This window comes from Pseudomonas sp. 210_17 TE3656 (genome assembly GCF_054821965.1).
Genome location: NZ_JBTRBC010000001.1, coordinates 3,978,307 through 3,999,969 on the forward strand (window position 1 = coordinate 3,978,307; position 21,663 = coordinate 3,999,969).

The 21,663-nt window shown below is 62.7% G+C and carries 22 protein-coding genes; 17 read left to right on the forward strand and 5 right to left on the reverse strand.

Translation table 11 applies throughout. The annotated features are described in order from the left end of the window. Positions 1 to 25 precede the first annotated feature (25 nt). From cobO to ACVI9W_RS18740, 14 genes are all read left to right on the forward strand, one after another. Positions 26 to 637, forward strand: coding sequence for a cob(I)yrinic acid a,c-diamide adenosyltransferase (cobO, locus tag ACVI9W_RS18675; RefSeq protein WP_191832860.1), 612 nt, complete (start codon positions 26 to 28; stop codon positions 635 to 637). Next, on the forward strand, positions 634 to 1,929 hold the full coding sequence (locus ACVI9W_RS18680) for a cobyrinate a,c-diamide synthase (protein WP_461530781.1): 1,296 nt from the start codon (positions 634 to 636) through the stop codon (positions 1,927 to 1,929). Before cobO ends, ACVI9W_RS18680 begins: the two co-directional genes overlap by 4 nt. Beyond that, on the forward strand, positions 1,926 to 2,573 hold the full coding sequence (bluB, locus tag ACVI9W_RS18685) for a 5,6-dimethylbenzimidazole synthase (RefSeq protein WP_461530782.1): 648 nt from the start codon (positions 1,926 to 1,928) through the stop codon (positions 2,571 to 2,573). The genes ACVI9W_RS18680 and bluB overlap by 4 nt, the downstream gene beginning before the upstream one ends. Continuing rightward, positions 2,573 to 3,481 (forward strand): adenosylcobinamide-phosphate synthase CbiB, encoded by a 909-nt coding sequence (cbiB, locus tag ACVI9W_RS18690; RefSeq protein ID WP_461530783.1) that lies wholly within the window; start codon positions 2,573 to 2,575, stop codon positions 3,479 to 3,481. Before bluB ends, cbiB begins: the two co-directional genes overlap by 1 nt. Then, positions 3,474 to 4,466, forward strand: coding sequence for a threonine-phosphate decarboxylase CobD (gene cobD, locus ACVI9W_RS18695; RefSeq protein WP_461530784.1), 993 nt, complete (start codon positions 3,474 to 3,476; stop codon positions 4,464 to 4,466). Before cbiB ends, cobD begins: the two co-directional genes overlap by 8 nt. After that, entirely contained in the window at positions 4,463 to 5,917 is a 1,455-nt protein-coding gene (locus ACVI9W_RS18700; RefSeq protein WP_461530785.1) for a cobyric acid synthase, read from the forward strand. Before cobD ends, ACVI9W_RS18700 begins: the two co-directional genes overlap by 4 nt. Position 5,918: 1 nt before the next feature. Next, positions 5,919 to 6,440, forward strand: a complete 522-nt coding sequence (gene cobU / locus ACVI9W_RS18705; RefSeq protein WP_461530786.1) for a bifunctional adenosylcobinamide kinase/adenosylcobinamide-phosphate guanylyltransferase — start codon at positions 5,919 to 5,921, stop codon at positions 6,438 to 6,440. Then, positions 6,437 to 7,492, forward strand: a complete 1,056-nt coding sequence (gene cobT, locus ACVI9W_RS18710; protein ID WP_461530787.1) for a nicotinate-nucleotide--dimethylbenzimidazole phosphoribosyltransferase — start codon at positions 6,437 to 6,439, stop codon at positions 7,490 to 7,492. The genes cobU and cobT overlap by 4 nt, the downstream gene beginning before the upstream one ends. Further along, positions 7,489 to 8,058: an alpha-ribazole phosphatase family protein gene (gene cobC / locus ACVI9W_RS18715; RefSeq protein ID WP_461530788.1), complete on the forward strand. Its 570-nt coding sequence runs from the start codon at positions 7,489 to 7,491 to the stop codon at positions 8,056 to 8,058. Before cobT ends, cobC begins: the two co-directional genes overlap by 4 nt. Position 8,059: 1 nt before the next feature. Next, positions 8,060 to 8,788 (forward strand): adenosylcobinamide-GDP ribazoletransferase, encoded by a 729-nt coding sequence (locus ACVI9W_RS18720; RefSeq protein WP_461530789.1) that lies wholly within the window; start codon positions 8,060 to 8,062, stop codon positions 8,786 to 8,788. A 131-nt stretch (positions 8,789 to 8,919) separates the two neighbouring features. Beyond that, entirely contained in the window at positions 8,920 to 9,324 is a 405-nt protein-coding gene (locus ACVI9W_RS18725) for a MarR family winged helix-turn-helix transcriptional regulator (protein WP_038608162.1), read from the forward strand. 64 nt (positions 9,325 to 9,388) lie between these two features. After that, on the forward strand, positions 9,389 to 10,591 hold the full coding sequence (locus tag ACVI9W_RS18730) for an MFS transporter (protein ID WP_191832869.1): 1,203 nt from the start codon (positions 9,389 to 9,391) through the stop codon (positions 10,589 to 10,591). Beyond that, a complete protein-coding gene (locus ACVI9W_RS18735; RefSeq protein WP_257011861.1) occupies positions 10,588 to 10,710 on the forward strand; it encodes a hypothetical protein in 123 nt (40 codons plus the stop codon). Before ACVI9W_RS18730 ends, ACVI9W_RS18735 begins: the two co-directional genes overlap by 4 nt. Before the next feature lie 43 nt (positions 10,711 to 10,753). Beyond that, positions 10,754 to 11,311, forward strand: a complete 558-nt coding sequence (locus ACVI9W_RS18740) for a glutathione peroxidase (protein ID WP_461530790.1) — start codon at positions 10,754 to 10,756, stop codon at positions 11,309 to 11,311. 9 nt (positions 11,312 to 11,320) lie between these two features. Here the strand turns inward: ACVI9W_RS18740 and ACVI9W_RS18745 are convergent, their stop codons facing one another. Continuing rightward, positions 11,321 to 11,584, reverse strand: a complete 264-nt coding sequence (locus ACVI9W_RS18745; protein WP_157191543.1) for a DUF2798 domain-containing protein — start codon at positions 11,582 to 11,584, stop codon at positions 11,321 to 11,323. Between the two features lie 116 nt (positions 11,585 to 11,700). On the opposite strand from ACVI9W_RS18745, the gene ACVI9W_RS18750 reads away from it, so the two are divergent. After that, entirely contained in the window at positions 11,701 to 12,636 is a 936-nt protein-coding gene (locus ACVI9W_RS18750; RefSeq protein ID WP_461530791.1) for a LysR family transcriptional regulator, read from the forward strand. Between the two features lie 40 nt (positions 12,637 to 12,676). On the opposite strand, the gene ACVI9W_RS18755 is transcribed toward ACVI9W_RS18750, so the two are convergent. The 3 genes from ACVI9W_RS18755 to ACVI9W_RS18765 form a co-directional block, all read right to left on the reverse strand. Beyond that, the gene (locus ACVI9W_RS18755) at positions 12,677 to 13,966 is read right to left on the reverse strand and encodes an OmpP1/FadL family transporter (protein ID WP_461530792.1); all 1,290 of its coding nucleotides are present in this window, start codon (positions 13,964 to 13,966) and stop codon (positions 12,677 to 12,679) included. A gap of 146 nt (positions 13,967 to 14,112) precedes the next feature. After that, positions 14,113 to 14,595, reverse strand: coding sequence for a hypothetical protein (locus tag ACVI9W_RS18760; protein WP_038608171.1), 483 nt, complete (start codon positions 14,593 to 14,595; stop codon positions 14,113 to 14,115). 345 nt (positions 14,596 to 14,940) lie between these two features. Further along, entirely contained in the window at positions 14,941 to 15,165 is a 225-nt protein-coding gene (locus ACVI9W_RS18765) for a hypothetical protein (protein ID WP_038608173.1), read from the reverse strand. A 956-nt stretch (positions 15,166 to 16,121) separates the two neighbouring features. On the opposite strand from ACVI9W_RS18765, the gene ACVI9W_RS18770 reads away from it, so the two are divergent. Together ACVI9W_RS18770 and ACVI9W_RS18775 are read left to right on the forward strand one after the other, a co-directional pair. Further along, positions 16,122 to 16,550, forward strand: coding sequence for a tetratricopeptide repeat protein (locus tag ACVI9W_RS18770; protein ID WP_157191551.1), 429 nt, complete (start codon positions 16,122 to 16,124; stop codon positions 16,548 to 16,550). 179 nt (positions 16,551 to 16,729) lie between these two features. Beyond that, the gene (locus ACVI9W_RS18775; protein WP_461531846.1) at positions 16,730 to 18,118 is read left to right on the forward strand and encodes a DNA recombination protein RmuC; all 1,389 of its coding nucleotides are present in this window, start codon (positions 16,730 to 16,732) and stop codon (positions 18,116 to 18,118) included. Here ACVI9W_RS18775 and ACVI9W_RS18780 read toward each other — a convergent pair. Further along, positions 18,090 to 21,563, reverse strand: a complete 3,474-nt coding sequence (locus ACVI9W_RS18780; protein ID WP_461530793.1) for a hybrid sensor histidine kinase/response regulator — start codon at positions 21,561 to 21,563, stop codon at positions 18,090 to 18,092. The two genes, ACVI9W_RS18775 and ACVI9W_RS18780, sit on opposite strands and share 29 nt — an antisense overlap. Positions 21,564 to 21,663 lie beyond the last annotated feature (100 nt).

Sequence of the window (21,663 nt, forward strand, 5' to 3'; positions counted from 1 at the left end):
CTGACAGTGGTTTGCGGAGACTTCGATGACTGAATCCACCGAGCGTGACGAACGCCACCTGGCCCGTATGCAGCGCAAGAAGGCGGTAATCGACGAGCGTATTGCCAACGCCCCTAACGAATGCGGCCTGCTGCTGGTGCTCAGCGGTAACGGCAAGGGCAAGAGCAGCTCGGCCTTCGGCATGCTCGCCCGGGCCATGGGCCATGGTATGCAATGCGGCGTGGTGCAGTTCATCAAGGGCCGCAACAGCACTGGCGAAGAGCTGTTCTTCCGACGTTTCCCCGAACAGGTGCGCTATCACGTGATGGGCGAAGGCTTCACCTGGGAAACTCAGGACCGCCAGCGTGACATCGCCGCAGCCGAAGCGGCCTGGGCCGTTTCGCGCCAGTTGCTGCAGGATCCGACGATCACCTTCGTGGTGCTCGACGAGCTGAATATTGCCCTCAAGCATGGCTACCTTGACCTCGAACAGGTCCTCAGCGACCTGCAGGCGCGTCCGCCGATGCAGCACGTGATCGTCACCGGTCGTGGTGCCAAGGATGAAATGATCGAACTGGCCGACACCGTCACCGAGATGGGCATGGTCAAGCACGCTTTCCAGGCCGGTATCCGTGCCCAGAAGGGCGTTGAACTATGAGTGACACGCGCCACTGCCCGGCGGTGCTGATTGCCGCCCCGGCTTCAGGCCAGGGCAAGACTACGGTTACCGCTGCCCTGGCGCGGCTGCACCGCAACCTCGGGCGTAAGGTGCGGGTGTTCAAGTGCGGCCCGGACTTCCTTGACCCGATGATTCTCGAGCGGGCCAGCGGTGCGCCGGTGTACCAGTTGGACCTGTGGATGGTCGGTGAGCAGGAAAGCCGCCGGCTGCTGTGGGAAGCGGCGGGCGATGCCGATCTGATCCTGATCGAAGGGGTCATGGGCCTGTTCGACGGTACGCCGTCGAGCGCCGACCTTGCCCGCCATTTCAATGTGCCGGTGCTGGCGGTGATCGACGGTACGGCGATGGCTCAGACTTTCGGCGCCCTGGCCCTGGGGTTGGCGCGCTATCAGCCCGACCTGCCGTTTGCCGGGGTGCTGGCCAACCGTGTCGGCACTTTGCGTCACGCCCAGTTGCTTGAAGGCAGCCTTACCGAAGGACTGCGCTGGTACGGCGGCCTGTCGCGGGAAACCGGGATTGAATTGCCGAGCCGCCATCTGGGCCTGGTCCAGGCCAGTGAGCTCAATGATCTGGATGTTCGCCTGGACGCCGCAGCCGCAGCCCTCGGCGCCAGTTGTGAGTCGTCCCTGCCGCCGGCGGTGGCGTTCGCGGCGCCGACTGTCGAGGTCATCGAGCCCTTGTTCGATGGCGTGACCATCGCCGTGGCGCGGGATGAGGCCTTTGCCTTCACTTATGGCGCCAACCTTGACCTGCTGCGGGCCATGGGCGCTGAGCTGAAGTTCTTTTCGCCACTGCATGACCGCACGCTACCGCAGGCAGACAGCCTCTACCTGCCGGGTGGCTATCCGGAACTGCATCACCAGGCATTGGCTGCCAACACCGCGATGCTCACCGCGATCCGCAGCCATCATCAGGCAGGCAAGCCTGTGCTGGCCGAATGTGGCGGCATGCTCTACCTGCTTGAGGCCTTGACCGATGTTGCGGGTGAGCGGGCCGAGTTGCTGGGTTTGCTGGAAGGCGAAGCGGTGATGCAGAAGCGCCTCGCAGCGCTGGCCCTGCAGGCGGTGGAGCTGCCGGAAGGCACCTTGCGCGGCCATACCTATCACCACTCGCTGACCACTACCTCGCTCGAGCCGATTGCCCGTGGCCACAGCCCCAATGGCGGCCGTGGCGCCGAAGCGGTCTATCGCTGTGGCCGGCTGACGGCGTCCTACGTGCATTTCTACTTTGCCTCCAACCCGCACGCGGCGGCGGCGCTGTTGGCACCATGAACGACCAGGCTTTCACAGACGCCGAGCGCGCTGCGGTTTACCGGGCCATCGGCGAGCGCCGTGACATGCGGCACTTCATCAAGGGCGAAGTAGCGCCAGAGCTGCTTGCGCGTCTGCTCGAAGCGGCGCATCAGGCGCCCAGCGTCGGCCTGATGCAGCCATGGCGCTTTATCCGCATCACCGACCGCGACCTGCGCCAGCGTATCCAGGGCCTGGTGGAAGCCGAGCGAGTGCGCACCGCTGAGGCACTGGGTGAGCGCTCCGATGAATTCATGAAGCTCAAGGTCGAAGGCATCAGCGATTGCGCCGAAGTGCTGGTGGCGGCGTTGATGGATGACCGCGACAAGCACATTTTCGGCCGTCGCACCTTGCCGGAGATGGACCTCGCCTCGTTGTCATGCGCGATCCAGAACCTCTGGCTGGCAGCGCGTGCCGAAGGCCTGGGCATGGGCTGGGTATCGCTGTTCGAGCCCCTGGCGCTGGCGCAGTTGCTGGGGATGCCGGCCGGTGCCAAGCCGCTGGCGATTCTTTGCCTGGGCCCGGTCCAGGCGTTCTATCCCGCGCCGATGCTGGTCCTCGAAGGCTGGGCCACGGCGCGGCCCTTGAGCGACATGCTGTATGAAAACCAGTGGGGAGAGTCTTGATGAGTGTGGCGTTGCTGACCGTTGCCGGGGTGGCGCTGGATGCGTTGTTGGGTGAGCCCCAGCGTCGTCATCCGCTGGTTGCCTTTGGTCGCCTGGCCGGGCGCCTGGAGCAGCGTTTCAACGCCGCTGGCCGTGGTTGGCGCAGCCATGGCGTGACCGCCTGGTTCCTGGCGGTGATTCCCCTGACCCTGTTGGCCACCTTGCTGTCCTGGCTGCCCTATATCGGCTGGTTGGTGGAAGTGCTGGCCTTGTATTGCGCCCTGGGCCTGCGCAGCCTGGGCGAGCACGTGACCCCGGTGGCCGACGCTTTGCGCCGCGGTGACCTGGATGAAGCACGCCGCCGTGTGGGTTTTCTGGTCAGCCGCGAAACCCGTGAACTGGACGAAACCGCCGTGGCGCGCGCAGCCACCGAGTCGGTGCTGGAAAACGGTAGCGATGCAGTGTTCGCTGCGCTGTTCTGGTTTGTCGTGGCGGGCGCACCGGGTGTGGTGCTCTATCGCCTGAGCAACACCCTGGATGCCATGTGGGGCTATCGCAACGAGCGTTTCGAGCGTTTCGGCTGGGCCGCTGCACGCATCGATGATGTGCTCAACTACATTCCTGCACGGCTGGTGGCGCTGACCTACGCGTTGCTCGGCAAAACCCGTCTGGCACTGAAGTGCTGGCGGCGTCAGGCGCCGCTGTGGGACAGCCCCAATGCCGGTCCGGTGATGGCCGCAGGCGCCGGTGCCCTGGCTGTGGAGCTGGGTGGCCCGGCGGTCTATCACGGTGAGCTGCACGAACGCGCACAACTGGGCGAAGGCCCGGTGGCTGATGCCGAGTCGATTGAGCGTGGCTGGCGCCTGGTTTGCCTGGGCGTGTGGTTGTGGTTGCTGCTGTTGTGTCTGGGAGCTGAATTCTATGCTTGAGCACGGTGGGCGCCTGCAGCGCGCAGTGCAGCACTACGGTATCGCCCGGGAGCACTGGCTGGACCTGTCCAGCGGTATTGCGCCCTGGCCTTACGCGATTCCGCAAATCCCGCTGCAGGCCTGGGCGCGCCTGCCGGAAACCGACGATGGCCTGGAACAGGCTGCGGCCGAGTACTACCGGGTCCAGCAGGTGCTGCCGGTGGCCGGCTCTCAGGCCGCGATCCAGGCCTTGCCGCACCTGCGCGCTCGCGGCACGGTTGGCGTGTTGTCGCCCTGTTATGCCGAACACGCCGAGGGCTGGCGTCGTGCCGGGCATCAGGTGCTTGAGTTGCAGAGTGAGCAGGTGGATGAACTGCTCGACAGCCTGGATGTGCTGGTGGTGGTCAACCCGAACAATCCCACCGGTTGCCTGCTGTCGGCTGAGCAGTTGCTCGCCTGGCATGCCCGCCTGGCCTTGCGTGGTGGCTGGTTGCTGGTCGATGAAGCTTTTATGGACAACACCCCGCAGCACAGCATTGGCGCCGAGGCACAACGTCCGGGGCTGATTGTGTTGCGCTCGTTCGGCAAGTTCTTCGGTCTGGCCGGTGTACGTCTGGGCTTTGTGCTGGCTGAACCGGTGTTGTTGCAACGCCTGGCCGAACTGCTGGGGCCCTGGACCGTCAGCGGGCCAACGCGGATTCTCGGCCAGGCCTGCCTGCTCGACAGCGTTGCGCATCAACGCCAGATCGCTCGCTGCGCGGCAGCCAGCCAGCGCCTGGCAAACTTGCTAAGCCGCGCAGGCTTTGCCCCGACAGGTGGCTGCGATCTCTTCCAGTACCTGGTTACCGATCAAGCCGTGCTGCTGCATGAGTTCATGGCCCGACGGGGCATTTTGCTGCGTCTGTTCAGCCAGCCTGCCAGCCTGCGCTTTGGTTTGCCGGCCACCGAGCAGGACTTTCAGCGCCTGCAACAGGCATTCAACGATTACTGCAAGGAACAGCCATGAGTACCCTGATGGTGCAGGGCACCACCTCCGATGCCGGCAAGAGCACACTGGTGACCGCGCTGTGCCGCTGGTTGTTGCGCCAGGGCGTGGCGGTGGTGCCGTTCAAGCCGCAGAACATGGCGCTCAACAGTGCCGTGACCGCCGACGGCGGCGAGATCGGCCGGGCTCAGGCAGTCCAGGCTCAGGCCGCTGGGCTGGCGCCGCACACCGACATGAACCCGGTGCTGCTCAAGCCCAATAGCGACACCGGCGCTCAAGTCATCGTCCATGGCCGTGCGGTCACCAGCATGAACGCGGTGGCGTACCACGACTACAAGGTCATCGCCATGCAGGCGGTGCTGGAGTCTCATCAGCGCTTGAGTGCCCAGTACCCGGTGGTAATGGTCGAAGGCGCCGGTTCGCCAGCGGAGATCAATCTGCGTGCCGGCGATATCGCCAACATGGGCTTTGCCGAAGCGGTGGACTGCCCGGTGATCCTGATTGCCGACATTAATCGCGGCGGGGTGTTCGCCCATCTGGTCGGCACCCTGGAGCTGCTGTCGCCCAGTGAGCAGGCGCGGGTCAAAGGTTTTGTCATCAACCGTTTCCGGGGGGACATCGCCTTATTGCAGCCGGGTCTGGACTGGCTTGAGGCGCGTACCGGCAAACCGGTACTGGGCGTGCTGCCGTATGTGATGGACCTGCACCTGGAAGCCGAGGACGGTATCGACCAGCGCCAGGGTGACAAGGCGGCGCGCGCACTCAAAGTGATCGTGCCGGTGCTGCCGCGGATCAGCAACCACACCGATTTCGACCCGCTGCGCCTGCACCCGCAAGTCGACCTGCAGTTCATCGGCCCAGGCGATCCGATTCCGCCTGCGGACCTGATCATCCTGCCGGGTTCCAAGAGCGTGCGCGGCGATCTGGCGCAATTGCGCGCCCGTGGCTGGGATCAGGCCATCACCCGGCATCTGCGTTATGGCGGCAAGGTGCTGGGCATCTGTGGCGGCCTGCAGATGCTCGGTCAGCGGGTGGAAGACCCGCTGGGTCTGGAAGGCGCGGCTGGCAGCAGCGATGGCCTGGGCTTGCTCGATTTCGTCACCGTGCTGGAAGCGCACAAGCAACTGCGTAACGTCGCGGGTACCTTGCAACTGGAGCAAGCGCCGATCAGCGGTTATGAGATCCATGCCGGGGTGACCCAGGGCGCGGCTCTGGAGCGGCCTGCGGTGCAACTGGCGGACGGTCGCAGCGATGGCGCCATCAGTGCTGACGGGCAGATTCTCGCGACCTACCTGCACGGTCTGTTCGAAAGCCCGCAGTCGTGCGCGGCATTGTTGCGCTGGGCTGGTCTGCATGAGGTCGAACAGATCGATTACCAGGCGCTGCGCGAACGCGACATCGAGCGCCTCGCCGACCTGGTCGAACAGCACCTGGATACCCCCTGCCTACGTCAACTGTGCGGGCTGAACTGACATGCTCAATCTGATCCTCGGGGGTGCCCGTTCCGGCAAGAGCCGCCTGGCTGAACAACTGGCCGAGCGCAGCGGCTTGCCGGTCACCTACATCGCCACCAGCGAACCGCTGGATGGTGAAATGAATGCCCGGGTGCAACTGCACCGTGAGCGCCGGCCCTCCAGCTGGGGGCTGATCGAAGAGCCGCTGGCTCTGGCCGATGTCCTGCGTGCCAACGCCAGCGTCGAGCGCTGCCTGTTGGTCGACTGCCTGACCCTGTGGCTGACCAACCTGTTGATGCTGGACGACCCCGAGCGTCTGCAGGCCGAGCGCACGGCGCTGCTTGATTGCCTGGCCGGGTTGCCGGGTGAAATCATTCTGGTCAGCAACGAGAGCGGCCTTGGCGTTGTGCCGCTGGGCGAGCTGACCCGCCGCTATGTCGATGAAGCTGGCTGGCTGCACCAGGCGATTGCCGAGCGTTGCCAACGTGTGGTGCTCACTGTCGCCGGTCTACCCCTTACCCTGAAAGGAACTGCACCATGAGTCACAACTGGTGGCTTGATGCCTGCCGCGCCGTTGACCAGGCTGCCTGCGACCAGGCCCTGGCGCGTCAACAGCAATTGACCAAGCCGGCCGGCTCGCTGGGGCGGCTGGAATTGATTGCAGTACAACTTGCCGGTTTGCAGGGGCAGCTCAAGCCACGCCTGGACCAGGTGAGTATCGCGATCTTCGCCGGCGATCACGGGGTGGTCGCCGAAGGTATTTCCGCCTATCCCCAGGCGGTGACCGGGCAGATGCTGCAGAATTTTGTTGGCGGTGGCGCGGCGATCAGCGTGCTGGCGCGTCAGCTCAATGCACAGCTGGAGGTGGTGGACCTGGGCACCATCGACCCGCACTTGAACCTGCCGGGTGTACGTCACCTACGGGTGGGGCCGGGAACGGAGAACTTCGCCAAGGCCCCGGCAATGACCCGGGAGCAGGGCATGCAAGCGCTGCAAGGTGGTCGTGAAAGTGCCTTGCGTGCGGCGGCCGGCGGCGCCCAGCTGTTCATTGGCGGCGAGATGGGCATCGGCAATACCACCGCAGCCAGTGCCCTGGCTTGTGCCTTGCTCGGTTGCCCGGCGATCGATCTCAGCGGTCCGGGTACCGGCCTGGATGCCGCTGGCGTTCGCCACAAGGCCGAGGTAATCGAGCGCGCCTTGGTGCTCCACAAGGACCTGGCGGATGATCCGTTGCAGCAGTTGTTCTGCTTTGGCGGCTTTGAAATCGCCGCCCTGGTCGGGGCCTATCTGGGCTGCGCCCAGGCCGGTATTACCGTACTGATCGATGGCTTTATCTGCACCGTTGCCGCGTTGGTCGCGGTGCGGATCAATCCGGATTGTCGTGACTGGCTGCTGTTTGGTCACTGCGGCGCCGAGCCCGGGCACCGTCGGGTGCTGGCCGAACTGGATGCAGAGCCGGTGCTGGAGCTCGGTTTGCGTTTGGGTGAGGGCAGTGGTGCGGCGCTGGCCGTCCCCGTATTGCGCCTGGCCTGCGATCTGCACGGGCAGATGGCGACGTTCGCCGAAGCTGCGGTGGCGGACCGTCCGGCATGATTATCGACTTGCTGCGCCATGGTGAAACCGAGCTGGGCGGTGGCCTGCGCGGTAGCCTCGATGATGCCCTGACCGCCAAGGGCTGGGCACAGATGCAGGCTGCGGTGGACACCGCCGGGCCCTGGCAGGTTCTGGTCAGCTCACCCTTGCAGCGCTGCGCCCGTTTTGCCCAGGCGCTGGGTGAACAAATGAGCCTGCCAGTACAGTTGGCGCCCGGGTTGCAAGAGCTGCATTTTGGTGAGTGGGAAGGGCGCAGTGCCGCAGACCTGATGCTCACCCATGAGCAGCAACTGGGGCAGTTCTGGGCCGATCCCTATGCTTTCACCCCGCCTGGCGGTGAACCGGTGCTCGACTTCTCGCAACGGGTACTGGCCGCCATTGTCCAATTGCACCGGGAGCATGCTGGCAAGCACCTGTTGCTGGTCACCCATGGTGGTGTGATGCGTCTGTTGCTGGCGCGGGCCAGGGGCTTGCCCCGTGAACAGTTACTGCAGGTCGAAGTCGGTCATGGCGCCTTGTGTCGCCTTGAGGTGCTGGCTGACGGCAGTCTGCGGGAAGTGCACTGAGATGCTCGCGTTCTGGATTGCCTTGCAGTTTCTCAGCAGCCTGCCGGTGCGTTTGCCGGGGATGCCGACACCTGAGCAACTAGGCCGCTCTCTGCTGTTCTATCCGCTGGTGGGGCTGTTGTTTGGCGTACTGCTGTGGGGCTTGAACACCTTGCTCGACGGCAGTCCGTTGCTGCTGCACACCGCCTTGTTGCTCTGTGCCTGGGTACTGCTCAGTGGCGGCCTGCACCTGGATGGCCTGGCCGACAGTGCCGATGCCTGGCTGGGCGGCCTCGGTGACCGCGAACGCACCCTGGAAATCATGAAAGACCCGCGCAGCGGACCGATTGCCGTGGTGACGCTGGTGCTGGTGCTGCTGCTCAAGTTCTGCGCGTTGCTGGTGCTGGTGGAGCGGGGGCAGGGCCTGTTGTTGATAGTGGCGCCGTTGCTGGGCCGGGCGGCTTTGCTCGGGCTGTTTCTGGCCACGCCCTATGTGCGGGCCGGGGGGTTGGGGCAGGCCTTGGCCGACCATGTGCCACGGCGTAGCGGGGCATGGGTGCTGTTTGTCAGTTGCGTCCTGTGTTTGTGTCTGGCGGGGCTGCAAGGGTTGTACGTTCTGGCTGTCGCGGGTGTAGCTTTTTTCTGGCTCCGTCGACTGATGATTCAGCGGTTGGGCGGGACCACCGGTGACACTGCCGGTGCGCTACTGGAATTGCTGGAGTTGGCGGTTCTGCTCAGTTTGGCGCTGTAGTTCCTGGCCATTCGGGGCGCCCATTCCCTGGGCAGCTACAGCCGAATTCGAGCCGATCCGAAAACGCCTGCAGCCGTAGCTTGATCAGGAAATGCTTGCGCCGATAAATGTGCGGGTATATACACGTATCCATGTTGACCAGTGAATGCATCTGCACCCACCTGCGTCGTGCTGCCCGTGGGGTCAGCCGGCACTATGACGAAGCCCTTGAAGGCTTCGGGATCAATGTCGCACAGTTTTCCTTGTTGCGGCATTTGCGTCGTCTCGACCAGCCGAGTATTTCGACCCTGGCCGAAGCCATGGGCCTGGATCGCAGTACCCTCGGGCGAAACCTGCGGGTGCTGGAAGCCGAAGGGCTGGTGGCGCTGGCTGAAGGCCGCGACCTGCGCAATCGCCTGGTGCTGCTGACCGAGCAGGGCCACGAGCGTTTGCAGGCCGCCGAGCCAGCCTGGGAAAAAGCCCAGGCAAGCCTGATCGATACCCTGGGTGAGGGGCAGCGTGATGAACTGGTACGTCTGTTAGAGATACTGGCTTGAGCCTTTTTTGATTTAAAGCGGGTATATACCCGTATAACCTTGCGGCGCTGTGGAGAAAACAATAATGACATCGGTATGGCGGACCAGTGGTTGGATTCTCCTGGGAGCGGCGTTGATCCTGGCGCTCTCGCTGGGCGTGCGGCATGGCTTCGGCCTGTTCCTGGCGCCGATGAGCGCGGAATTTGGCTGGGGGCGTGAAGTGTTCGCCTTCGCTATTGCCTTGCAGAACCTGATCTGGGGCCTGGCGCAGCCCTTCGCCGGGGCCCTGGCCGATCGCCTGGGGGCGGCAAAAGTGGTGATGGTCGGCGGTATCCTCTATGCAGTAGGCCTGGTACTGATGGGGATGTCGGATTCGGCGCTGACCCTGTCCTTGAGCGCCGGCCTGCTGATTGGTATTGGCCTTTCCGGTACCTCGTTCTCGGTGATCCTTGGCGTGGTCGGACGTGCCGTGCCGGCTGAAAAGCGCAGCATGGCCATGGGTATTGCCAGTGCCGCAGGCTCGTTCGGCCAGTTCGCCATGCTCCCGGGTACGCTCGGCCTGATTGGCTGGCTGGGCTGGTCGGCAGCGTTGCTGGTGCTGGGCCTGCTGGTGGCGTTCATCGTGCCGCTGGTGGGCTTGCTGAAGGATCGTCCACTGCCCAGCCAGGGTGTCGAACAGAGCCTGGGCCAGGCGCTGCGCGAGGCCTGCTCGCACTCCGGTTTCTGGTTGCTGGCGCTAGGCTTTTTTGTCTGTGGCTTCCAGGTGGTGTTCATCGGCGTGCACCTGCCGGCCTATCTGGTCGACCAGCACCTGCCGGCAACCATCGGCACCACGGTGCTGGCGCTGGTGGGCTTGTTCAATATCGTTGGCACCTACACCGCCGGCTGGCTGGGTGGGCGGATGTCCAAGCCGCGCCTGCTGACCGCGCTGTATCTGTTGCGCGCGGTGGTCATCGTGCTGTTCCTGTGGGCGCCGGTCACCCAGTTCAGTGCCTACCTGTTCGGTATCGCCATGGGCTTGCTGTGGCTGTCGACGGTGCCGCTGACCAATGGCACGGTGGCGACCCTGTTCGGTGTGCGCAACCTGTCGATGCTCGGCGGTATTGTCTTCCTGTTCCACCAACTGGGAGCGTTCCTCGGTGGCTGGCTGGGTGGCGTGGTGTACGACCAGACCGGCAATTACGATCTGGTCTGGCAGATCTCGATCCTGCTCAGCCTGTTGGCGGCGGCACTTAACTGGCCGGTGCGCGAACGCCCTGTAGCGCGACTGCAGGCGCAAGCGGCATGAACCGCTTTGCCCTGCGCGGGCTGCTGGCCCTGGTCGCGTTACTGCTGCTGGCCCTGATCTGGTGGGGCTGGCATGAGGGTGGTCTGGCGTTGATGCAGTTGGGCATGGGCGTGTGCTAAGCGTATTCTGCATGCTATAGGCGGGCTCAAAGGAGAGACGACGATGCGTACACGCTGGATTTTGGTTCCACTGTTCACCCTGATGGCTGCGACGTCAGCGCAGGCCGCAGACTGTCCGGCGCTGCTTGAAAAGCAGGGTAGCCTGCCGGAATTGCGCGGCAAGGAGCAGGTCGACCTGTGTGAGCGTTTTGCCGGCAAGCCGCTGGTAGTGGTCAACACCGCCAGCTACTGTGGCTTCGCCCCGCAGTTCGAGGGGCTTGAAAGCGTCTACAAAACCTATCACGGGCAAGGCCTGGAAATGCTCGGGGTGCCGTCCAACGACTTCAAGCAGGAAGACGCCGACATCGAGAAGACCGCCAAGGTCTGCTACGCCAATTATGGCGTGACCTTCACCATGACCAAGCCGCAGCCGGTGCGTGGCAGCGATGCGACACCGTTGTTCAAGGAGCTGGCCGAGCAGAGCAGCGCACCGAAGTGGAATTTCTACAAGTACGTGGTCGATCGCAAGGGCAAGGTAGTCGCCAGCTTCTCCAGCCTGACCAAGCCGGATGATCCCGAGTTCACCGCTGCTATCGAGAAGGCCATCGCTTCGCAGCCGTAACCTGCGGTTTCAGTGGCCAGGGTGAACGGTCCAGGCCACCAGCTTGAGCACGATCGGGCGTACCACCAGGACGCAGGCAAACGCGACCGGCATGGCCAGTTGATAGGCCTTGAGCACCTTGCTCAGGTAGTGCGCGTCGACGCCGGCGGTGGCGGCGGTGATCACGAAGCACATCAGCAAGGCCATGATCGCCGACATATAGAAGGCGAACACGTAAGGGGTGGCGCGGGCACCAAGTTTGCGGCGGCTACGGGTGGCGTTGCGGGTTGTCATGCGGACTCCTTGCGTGATGTGGAGGGCGCAGCCTAGCAAGCGCAACAGCGGGCCAGGTAGACGGGTTCGGCTTAGGTCTTTATAAAGAGAATCTTACGAATCTCGGACTGATCCGCATGAATCTGCTCGGCTCGATCAAGAGCTTCATCAAGGTTGTCGAAGCCGGGAGCATTGCCGGTGGCGCCAGAACCCTGGGTTTGAGTGCAGCGGCGGTCAGCCAGAACATTGCACGCCTGGAGGCGTACCTCGAGGTCCGGCTGTTATCGCGGACCACTCGGAGCATGGCCTTGACGCCCAGTGGCACGCTTTACTACGAGAAGGTCAAACACATAGAGCGTGACCTTGAGCAGGCGCACCTGGCAGTTACCACACCTGACTGCGAGCCCAAGGGGCGTTTGTGTATCGCCTCGTCTTCGGCATTCGGCCGTCATGTGCTGGCGCCATTGATTCCGGGGTTCAGTGCCCGCTATCCGCAGCTTTCGATTGAACTGGTTACGAATGATCGACGTGTCAATCATGCCCAGGAAGGTGTTGAAGTCAGTATCCGAATCAAGCCGCAGCTGGATGATGGCCTGCTGGCGCGGCGCATTGCCCGGGTGCCGTTCATTTGCTGTGCCTCACCGGACTATCTGGCTCAGGCCGGCTGGCCAGGTGCGCCGGAGCAGCTCAAAGAGCATCGTTGCCTGGTGTTTCGCTACCCGGTGGACGGGCGCTTTCTGCGTTGGGGGTTTGTTCGCGATGGTCTGCGCTTTGATGCCGAGTTTGATGATGTGTTGATCAGCGACGACATCGATGTGCTGACCCAGATGGCCGTCAATCATGGCGGTATTGCACGTCTTGCCGAATTCGTCGCCCGTCCCTATATCGAGCGCGGGCAGCTGGTGGCGCTGTTCGAATACTCACAGCCCAGCCAGGCGTATGCCCAGACCGAGCCAATGGATATCTATCTGTGTGTGGCCGACCGTTTTGCCATGACGCCCAAGGTGCGGGTGTTCATGGAGTATCTGCAGGCGTGTCTGGGCAGTGCCTGGCCGGCGGGCGAACGAGAATGAAAAACCGCCCGAAGGCGGTTTTTTTTACAGCAGGATGAAATCAGAAACGGTAGGTGAGGGAAGCACCGAGACCGTGAGCGCTGTTTTCATACTTGGCGCTGTAGGAGCCTTTGAAGTGGGCAGGGTCGCTCAGCGAGGTGCGCTGATTGATCTTGACGTCTTCTTCCATCAGGTAGGAGTAGGCCACATCGATGGTCATGTCATCGTTCGGGCTCCAGCCAGCACCCAGGCTGAACACCTTGCGGTCGCCAGTCGGAATACGTGGCGAGCGGTTTGCGTTGTTGGTTGGCGCCTGGTCGACACTGAAGCCAGCGCGCAGGGTCCATTCCTTGTTCAGCTTGTAGGCCGCACCGATGGCGTGAGCCCAGGTGTCATGCCAGTTCTGCTCTTCGCTAATCTGGCCAAGGGCTGGTGCCAATGCGCCCGGGACGCCCTCGTTGTTGACGGTGATGGCTTCCAGGCGGCTCCAACGGGTCCAGGTGCTACCGGCGTACAGCGTCCAGTCGGCATTCAGCTCGTGGGTAACCGAGAAGTCGACCGATTCCGGGGTCTTGATTTTCAACGTGGCGTCGAACTTGCTGCCGCTGAACGGGCCGAAGCCGGAGCCGGAAATCTTGGTGTCGCCTTCGAGTTTGTAATCGACCATCGAGTGGTAGGTCAGGCCGACGCGCGTGCTGTCGGTTGCCTGCACCAGGATACCGATGTTGTAACCGATAGCGGTGTCGTCACCGGAGATCTTCACTTTGCCGTCATTGGTGCCTGGAACTGGACTGCGGCGGTTCAGCGCTGCAGATTCCAGGGTACCGTCGATACGGTTGATGGTTGGACCAAAACCGATCGAAACCTTGTCGTTGAAGGCATAGCTGATGGTTGGCTGCAGGGTGACGATCTGGACTTCGCTCTTGCTGCCGAAGTAACGGCCGGCAAAGCCGTTTTCATAGTCGGTGACCAGGCCGAACGGTACATACATACCGATACCGAAAGCCCAGTGTTCATCGATTGGCTTGACGTAGAAGCCCATTGGAACACCGACGGTCGGAACCATGTCGCCGTCGTTGCTGCCGCCAAAGGTGCCACGACCGTCCTTGATGTCGGTTTTGGCAAAAATGGCTGCGCCACCCACGGTGACTTGCTCGCGTTTCAGGCGCGACATACCGGCAGGGTTGCCGAATACGGTGCTGGCATCATCGGCAGAAGAAGAACGACCCGCGAAACCTGTGCCCATGCCGCTGATGCTCTGTTCGTTGAGGGCAAAGCCGCTGGCGAACAGTTGAGTCGAGGCGAGAGTGACGGCGAGGCCGAGAGAGGTTTTGAGCATTACTTTTTTCATTATTAGAACTCCTTGAGATCTCCGGGGCGAAAACTACCAACATTTCGCCCACAGCGCTATAGGCTGTATCGCAGGAGATAGAGCGGTTTTGTAGGACAATCCGACCAGATTGGTGGGAGTTTTCCGAATGTGGAGTTCAGTGACTATCAGCAGGCTTCAAGAGTCACAGGCGCGATGCAGGTTTGCCAGGCGCAGGTGAAATCGCGCAGGCGTCCCTGGGGCTGGAAGGTCTGGCGCCAGATGCGTGCCAGGCCGAGTAGATCGTCGGCAGCGGGGAGTTTAGGGGCTTGTTCTTCAATGAGCATCCAGGCGATGGCGGTGGCGTAACGCAGGTTGACCGTCAGTTCCAGGTGCGGGCCGCTGAGGAACGCATGCTGGCTGGCCAGGCCGCGGACCAGGCTGGCCAGTTCCGGGTCGCGGGCCAGAAACTGGTCCCAGATGCTTTGGTGGCGGAGTTCGCCGATACGGTAGAGGCCGTGGCCGCGGCGATCATGCAGGGCTGAGCCGAGTGCTGACTGGCTGGCGGCAATGCCTAGTAATAGAGCTTCAGCGCTTGGGCTGTGACGGCCCAGGTAGATCAGAGTCGGGCGGATGACAAACTGGCTCAACTCGCTCGCGGCGATACCCATAATGCCCTCGAACTTGAATTTGGCCGGCGGACGCTGGAGCTTGGCAGCTGGAGAGTCGGTCAGGCCCGCCGGAAGCGGCCTATGCCGCTTGAGTTGAAGTGTAGTGTCATATTCGCGGTGTAAAGGTCTGTTTTTAAAACATTTGCAGCTTTTGGTTATAAATCATATGCCGTGGGGTGATTAGGGCTGGATGCCGGAGAGGGGCTTGCTGTGGGAGCGGGCTTGCCCCGCGATGCGATGTGTCTGACAGTCCGCAATCGCTGGGCTAGCCCGTTCCTACTGAGGTGGCGCGCATAAAAAAGCCCCGCGAGAGGGCGGGGCTTGAGCTGTTGCAGCGTAGCGGGGTCAGGCAACCAGGGCCTGACGGGTGCGCTCGATGACCGCTTGCAGCGGCTCGGACTGGCTGTACTGCTCGGGGTACAGGCGCTCGCTGTGGCGGGCAATGCCGTGCTCGTTGACCAGGGTGAAGCTGAAGCCGCCTTTGCGCGACGCCAGGATCAAGCAGTTCAATGGGGCAAATGCCTGGGAAAGGGTGCGAATCGCAGCCTGAGTATGGATAGAGTGAGTCATAGTTATTAGATGTTCCTGCAATAGACACGGTTTCGATCCGTGCACACTTAAAACGTTCCAGTAACGCCGGGATTTAGTCCGGGCGAAGAACCTGACTGGAACAGGGCAGCCAGTTTTGGGCGCATTTATCATGTGGCGCTGGGGCTGACTGGTAGGTACGTCAGAGGGCAGGCAGCACACCGGGTCGAGGTTCTATGCCACGGGGTGAAGATCCTGATCAATCTGCAGGTTGGTTCGGTCAGAGTAAGAAGTGATTTACCTGGGAACCATCAAGTGGGCCGGTCCTTGTTTCAACAGGCGCTGGTCCAAGGTGGGCAGGGCGCTGTAAGGACTGCTTTGGCCAGAATTGACTTTCAGCTTGGTACTAACGGTCGCAAGACTACAGCAATGGCCGGGTCTTGACAAGGGTTGATGGCTTTTCATCAGAGGAGCCGACCAGTATCTCGCGTTTTTTGCCATCTGTGAAGACCTGGCAGAAGGGCGCAGAGGCAGGGAACTTGCCAAATTCGTGCAGCGAACTGCCTTCCTTTGGGGCGGTTGTGCACACTTGGCGCAATCGATGTTACAGCGCTGCAACAGCACCTGATGGGCCCGCCAATGACTTGACCGTAAGCTTAAGTCAATGAAAAAAAACACTTATTTTAGCTGGTGAAAAAATCGACAGTTTGAGCCAAAGCCCCATTTCATGGGGGTTTGCGGGGTCCTGGAGGGGGTTGTCCACCGAGTTATCCACAGCTTCTGTGGATTGTCCCGAGCGCTTGCTCTAGGACGGGCGTGCCAGCTTTTTCCGATGTGTCCGACAATCAGAGCGTGGACTTCTGTCAGAAGAAAATTCCGCAACCGGCGTCAATAAATAAACACAGAAATATTTTGAAAAAAGTATCGAAAGGGCTCGGGCCATTGTCGGAAAAATGGAGTAGAGTGGCGCGCCTCTCGAGTTGCCTTCGCTGTTGGTTATGAAGTTTCGCGCCAGAATCCCCGCCATTTCTTCCGCTCCACCGCCCTTGCCAGAGCCCCAGCGCTTCACCTTGAAGGTCGCTTTGTGGCTGCTCGACAATCCGCGCCTGGGTGACAACCCCAACGTCAAGCATTTTGCCGGGCGCTTGCTCAAGCAACCTGCACGTCAGGGCGTGGTGGTCGCGCAAAGCCGTCTGGGGCAGATGCTCTGTCGTGATTGCGGCAATGCCCGCGATCGGCGTATCGGCCACGACCTGCTGCGTCAGGCCGCGCGTGCCGGGGACCGGCGTGCCCAGCTCGAATACGGCCGCTTGTGTGCTCAGGCGCAGATCAACGAACCCGAGCAAGCGCGTTACTGGCTGGAGCTGGCGGCGTCCCAAGGCTCCCAGGAAGCCCGGCGTTTGCTCAAACAGCTGCCAGACGCTTGACTGCAGTACAGCGGCAAGGCTGATAAGCTCAGCCGTTGATTTCAGCTGGGGGTATTCGGGTGGTAATGGCGTTGGATCTGACCAGCATTGTGCTGGGTATCATGGTGGCCGCAGTGCCGAGCCTGGGATGGGTATTTGCCCAGCAACGGCGGCAGGCCGCCCGTGAAGCGCAGGCGGCCTTGTTCGAGGAGCGTCTGGGTAGCGCGCAGATGGCCCAGGAAGGCTTGCTCGCCCAGCTCGACGCCAGTCGCGACGAAATCAGTGACCTGAGCCAGGCCAATGCGGCCAAGCAGGCGACGCTGGCCGCGCAGGCCCGTGAGCTGGAGTTGCTGCAGATCGACCGTGACAACGCCCGTGACGCTGCCCATGCCTGGCAGATCGAACGCAGCGCCCGCGAGGCCGAATTACGCCGTCTGGATGCCCACAGCGCGGCCCTGAGCGCCGAGCTGCGTGAACAGCAGGAAAGCCATCAGCAGCGCCTTGACGATCTTCAGGGCTCTCGGGATGAGCTGCGCGCCCAGTTCGCGGAAATGGCGACCAAGATTTTTGACGAGCGTGAGCAACGCTTTGCCCAGACCAGCCAGCAACACCTGGGGCAATTGCTCGACCCGCTCAAGGAGCGCATCCAAGCGTTCGAAAAGCGGGTTGAAGACAGCTACCAGCAGGAAGCCCGCGAGCGCTTCTCCCTGGCCAAGGAGCTGGAGCGCCTGCAGCAACTCAACCTGCGCCTGAGCGATGAGGCCACCAACCTGACCCAGGCGCTCAAGGGCCAGAAGACCCAGGGTAACTGGGGCGAGCTGATCCTCGAGCGGGTGCTGGAGCACGCGGGGCTGGAAAAGGGCCGCGAATACCAGACCCAGGTCAGCCTCAAAAGTGCTGACGGCGAGCGCTTTCAGCCGGATGTGCTGATCATGTTGCCGGGTGACAAGCAGGTGGTGGTCGACTCCAAGGTCAGCCTGACCGCTTATCAGCAGTATGTTGCCGCTGACGACAGCGAGATCGCCCAGGCGGCGCTCAAGCAGCACGTGCTGTCGTTGCGCAACCATGTCAAAGGATTGTCGGGCAAGGATTACAACCGCCTGGAAGGCTTGCACAGCCTGGATTTCGTCCTGCTCTTCGTGCCGATCGAGGCGGCGTTTTCCGCAGCGCTGCAGGCTGAGCCGAACCTGTTCCAGGAAGCCTTCGACCGGCTGATCGTCATCGTCAGCCCAACCACCTTGCTGGCGACCCTGAGGGTGATCGACAGCCTGTGGAAGCAAGAACGCCAGAGCCAGAATGCCCGGGAAATCGCCGAGCGTGCGGGCTGGCTGTACGACAAGTTCGTGTTGTTCATCCAGGACCTGGACGAGCTGGGCAATCGCCTGCAGCAGGTGGATAAAGCTTACAGCGCCGCGCGCAACAAACTCTGTGAGGGCCGCGGCAACCTGATCAGCCGTAGCGAACAGCTCAAGTTGCTCGGGGCCCGCGCCAGCAAGAGCCTGCCGGCCGACTTGCTGGAACGGGCCATGAGCGAAGGCGACCCGCTGGCCGCCAGCGCCCTTACTGGACCAGGCTCAGATGCCGATTGAGCAGGGCGCGCAAGGCCGCCGGCTTGACCGGCTTGGCCAGGTAGTCGAGGCCGGCGGCATGCACCTGGCCGACCGTCTCGCTGCGCCCATCGGCGCTGATCACCACGCCAGGCACCGGTTCGCCCAGGCGCGTGCGTAGCCAGGCCATCAGTTCGGTACCGGTTTCGCCATCGTCCAGGTGGTAGTCGACCAATGCCAGGTGCGGACGCATACCCTTGTTCAACAGGGCATCGCACTCCTCACGGTTGCGCGCGGTCCAGACCTGGCAACCCCAGCGGCTGAGCAGGCTGTTCATGCCGACCAGAATGCTGTCTTCGTTGTCGACGCACAGTACCTGCATCCCTGCCAGTGGCTGCCCGGCTTGCTCGGCCGGGGTGACGACGGCCACAGCCGGCGTCGTGGCCAGTGGCACGCTGACGCGGAACACGCTGCCTTTGCCGGGCCAGGAGCGCACTTCCAGGGAATGGCCGAGCACCCGGCACAGGCCGTCGGCGATCGCCAGGCCCAGGCCCAGGCCTTTTTCGGCGCGGGTCTGGTGGCTGTCCAGGCGTTTGAACTCTTCGAAGATCACTTGCAGCTTGTCGTCGGCAATGCCCGGGCCGCGGTCCCAGACTTCCAGCCACAGCTTGCCGTTGTTGCGGCGTACGCCCAGAAGGATCGGGCTCTTGCCGTAACGGAAGGCGTTGGTCAGGAAGTTCTGCAGGATCCGCCGCAGCAGTTTCATGTCGCTGTGCACCCGCAGGCGGCTGCCGCGCAGGCGGAAATCCAGGCCCTGTTGCTGGGCCAGCACCTTGAATTCGGCGCCGAGGGTGTCGAACAGCTCGTTGAGGGCGAAGGGTTTCGGGTCGGGAGTAATCTTGCCGTTTTCCAGGCGCGAGATATCGAGCAGGTCGCTGATCAGCTCCTCGGCCGAACGCAGTGAGCTGTCCATGTGCTGGACCAGTTGCTGGGCGTCTGCCGACAGTCCGTCGCCCTGGTGGGAGAGGGCGGCAGAGAACAGTCGGGCAGCGTTCAGCGGTTGCATCAGGTCGTGGCTGACAGCGGCCAGGAAGCGGGTCTTGGACTGGTTGGCGGCCTCGGCATGGCTTTTCGCTTCGGTCAGCGCCTGGTTCAGTTGCGACAGCTCCTGGGTACGTTCGGCGACCCGTTGTTCAAGGCCTTCGTTGGAGTCCTTGAGGGCTTGTTCGGCTTCGCGGAACGGGGTGATGTCGGTAAAACTCATGACGAAACCGCCGCCAGGCATCGGGTTACCGATCAGTTCGATGACCCGGCCGTTGGGGAACAGTCGCTCGGAGGTATGCGCACGGCCTTGGCGCATCCAGTGCAGGCGGCGGGCCACATGCACCTGGGCTTCGCCGGGGCCGCACAGACCGCGTTCGGCGTTGTAGCGGATGATGTCGGCAATCGGCCGGCCGACGCTGATCAGGCCGTCGGGGTAGTTGAACAGTTCCAGGTAGCGGCGGTTCCAGGCCACCAGCAGCAGGTTCTGGTCGACCACGCTGATGCCCTGGCTGATGTTCTCGATCGCGCCTTGCAGCAGGGCACGGTTGAACTGCAGCACTTCCGAGGCTTCGTCGGCGATGCGCACCACGTCCTCAAGCTGCATGTCGCGGCCTTCGATGGCCGCCTTGACCACGGCACGGGTCGAGGAGGTGCCGAGCACACCGGCCAGCAGGCGCTCTGTGTGCTCGATCCAGTCACCGTCGGCGTTCTGGTTGGGGTTGAAGCCCTTGCCCTGGCGGTAGGCGAAGCGGATGAAACTTTGCCGCGCGCGTTCTTCACCGACAAAGCGTGCCGCCAGTTCAAGCAAGTCGGCGATTTGCACGGCCAGCAAGGAGCGGCTGTTGGGGCGGGCGCTGGTTTGCTGGCCGATGAAGCGGCCGGCCTGCCAGTGCTCGGACACGCGGGTGCGCGAAAGGATCGAGACCCAGGCGAAGAGGGTGAAGTTGCCCGCCAGCGACAGCACAACGCCCTGGGTCAGCGGGGTGATCGGCAGGTTCAGCGGGTTGCCGTGCAGCCAGGCCAATCCTGGGAACAGCTCCAGCGACCAGCCCACACTGTGGGCGGCAATAGGCAGGACCAGGGTGTAGAACCAGAGGAAGATCCCCGCCGCAAGACCTGCGAATACCCCGCGACGGTTGGCCTGTTTCCAGTACAGGGCGCCGAGCATGGCCGGTGCCAGTTGTGTCACCGCGGCAAAGGCAACCTGGCCGATGGTCGCCAGGCTTGCGGTAGAGCCCAGCAGCCGATAGCTGACATAGGCCAGCAGGAGGATGACGACGATTGTCACCCGGCGTACCGAGAGCATCCAGTGGCGGAACACTTCGAAGGGGCGCTCGGCGTTGTTGCGGCGCAGCAACCAGGGCAGCAGCATGTCGTTGGAGACCATGGTCGACAGCGCCACTGCTTCGACGATCACCATACCGGTGGCGGCCGAGGCGCCGCCGATGAACGCCAGCAATGCCAGTGCCGGATGCGCTTCGGCCAGCGGCAGGCTGATGACGTAAGAGTCGGGAATCACACCCGGCAGCAACATTTGTCCGGCCAGGGCAATCGGCACCACGAACAGCGCGGCGAGGATCAGGTAAGTCGGGAATACCCAGCGGGCCAGGCGCAGATCCTGCGGCTCGATGTTCTCGACCACGGTGACATGGAACTGCCGTGGCAGGCAGATGATCGCCATCATCGCCACGCCGGTCTGGACGATCATTGACGGCCAATTGATGGTCTCGTTCCAGAAACCTTCCAGGCGCGGGGCCAGTTGTGCCTTGCTGAACAGGTCTTCGAAGCCGTTGAACAGGCCGAAGGTGACGAAGGCACCGACGGCAAGGAATGCCAGGAGTTTGACCAGCGATTCAAAGGCAATCGCCAGGACCATGCCGCGGTGGTGTTCGGTGACATCCAGGCTGCGGGTACCGAAGACGATGGAGAACAACGCCAGCACCAGTGACACCACCAGCGCGGTGTCCTGCACGCGGCTGCCGGTGGCGTCGGCACTGGCGCCGATCAACAGGTTGACGCCGAGTACGATGCCTTTGAGCTGCAAGGCGATATAAGGCAGGACGCCGACCAGGCAGATCAGCGCCACCACCACCGCCAGGGACTGGGATTTACCGTAGCGGGCGGCGATGAAGTCGGCGATCGAGGTGATGTTTTCCTGCTTGCTGATCAGCACCATCTTCTGCAGCACCCAGGGTGCGAACAGCAGTAACAGCACCGGGCCGAGGTAGATCGGCAGGAACGCCCAGAGCTGTTCGGCCGCCTGGCCGACGGCGCCAAAGAAGGTCCAGCTGGTGCAGTACACCGCCAGCGACAGGCTGTACACCCAGGCACGCAGGCGCGGTGGCAGCGGCGTTTTGCGGCGGTCGCCATAGAATGCGATAGCGAACATGATGGCCATATAGGCCAGGGCGACCACGGCGATCAGCCCACTGGACAGCGACATGACTACTCCGAAACAAAAACAGCCGTCAGTGTAACGGCGAACCTCGATCAATCAGTCTGGCACGCCGCTGGCGCTTCGTCAGCGCCGACCATGGTAGCAG

Coding starts and splice junctions, on each gene's coding strand:
- cobO (WP_191832860.1), top strand. CDS start 26: ATGACTGAATCCACCGAGCGTGACGAACGCCACCTGGCCCGTATGCAG.
- ACVI9W_RS18750 (WP_461530791.1), top strand. CDS start 11,701: ATGAATCTGCTCGGCTCGATCAAGAGCTTCATCAAGGTTGTCGAAGCC.
- cobT (WP_461530787.1), top strand. CDS start 6,437: ATGAGTCACAACTGGTGGCTTGATGCCTGCCGCGCCGTTGACCAGGCT.
- ACVI9W_RS18780 (WP_461530793.1), bottom strand. CDS start 21,563: ATGTCGCTGTCCAGTGGGCTGATCGCCGTGGTCGCCCTGGCCTATATG.
- cobD (WP_461530784.1), top strand. CDS start 3,474: ATGCTTGAGCACGGTGGGCGCCTGCAGCGCGCAGTGCAGCACTACGGT.
- ACVI9W_RS18730 (WP_191832869.1), top strand. CDS start 9,389: ATGACATCGGTATGGCGGACCAGTGGTTGGATTCTCCTGGGAGCGGCG.
- ACVI9W_RS18700 (WP_461530785.1), top strand. CDS start 4,463: ATGAGTACCCTGATGGTGCAGGGCACCACCTCCGATGCCGGCAAGAGC.
- ACVI9W_RS18755 (WP_461530792.1), bottom strand. CDS start 13,966: ATGAAAAAAGTAATGCTCAAAACCTCTCTCGGCCTCGCCGTCACTCTC.
- ACVI9W_RS18745 (WP_157191543.1), bottom strand. CDS start 11,584: ATGACAACCCGCAACGCCACCCGTAGCCGCCGCAAACTTGGTGCCCGC.
- ACVI9W_RS18720 (WP_461530789.1), top strand. CDS start 8,060: ATGCTCGCGTTCTGGATTGCCTTGCAGTTTCTCAGCAGCCTGCCGGTG.
- cbiB (WP_461530783.1), top strand. CDS start 2,573: ATGAGTGTGGCGTTGCTGACCGTTGCCGGGGTGGCGCTGGATGCGTTG.
- ACVI9W_RS18770 (WP_157191551.1), top strand. CDS start 16,122: ATGAAGTTTCGCGCCAGAATCCCCGCCATTTCTTCCGCTCCACCGCCC.
- ACVI9W_RS18725 (WP_038608162.1), top strand. CDS start 8,920: ATGTTGACCAGTGAATGCATCTGCACCCACCTGCGTCGTGCTGCCCGT.
- ACVI9W_RS18760 (WP_038608171.1), bottom strand. CDS start 14,595: ATGGGTATCGCCGCGAGCGAGTTGAGCCAGTTTGTCATCCGCCCGACT.
- ACVI9W_RS18765 (WP_038608173.1), bottom strand. CDS start 15,165: ATGACTCACTCTATCCATACTCAGGCTGCGATTCGCACCCTTTCCCAG.
- cobU (WP_461530786.1), top strand. CDS start 5,919: ATGCTCAATCTGATCCTCGGGGGTGCCCGTTCCGGCAAGAGCCGCCTG.
- cobC (WP_461530788.1), top strand. CDS start 7,489: ATGATTATCGACTTGCTGCGCCATGGTGAAACCGAGCTGGGCGGTGGC.
- ACVI9W_RS18680 (WP_461530781.1), top strand. CDS start 634: ATGAGTGACACGCGCCACTGCCCGGCGGTGCTGATTGCCGCCCCGGCT.
- ACVI9W_RS18740 (WP_461530790.1), top strand. CDS start 10,754: ATGCGTACACGCTGGATTTTGGTTCCACTGTTCACCCTGATGGCTGCG.
- bluB (WP_461530782.1), top strand. CDS start 1,926: ATGAACGACCAGGCTTTCACAGACGCCGAGCGCGCTGCGGTTTACCGG.
- ACVI9W_RS18735 (WP_257011861.1), top strand. CDS start 10,588: ATGAACCGCTTTGCCCTGCGCGGGCTGCTGGCCCTGGTCGCGTTACTG.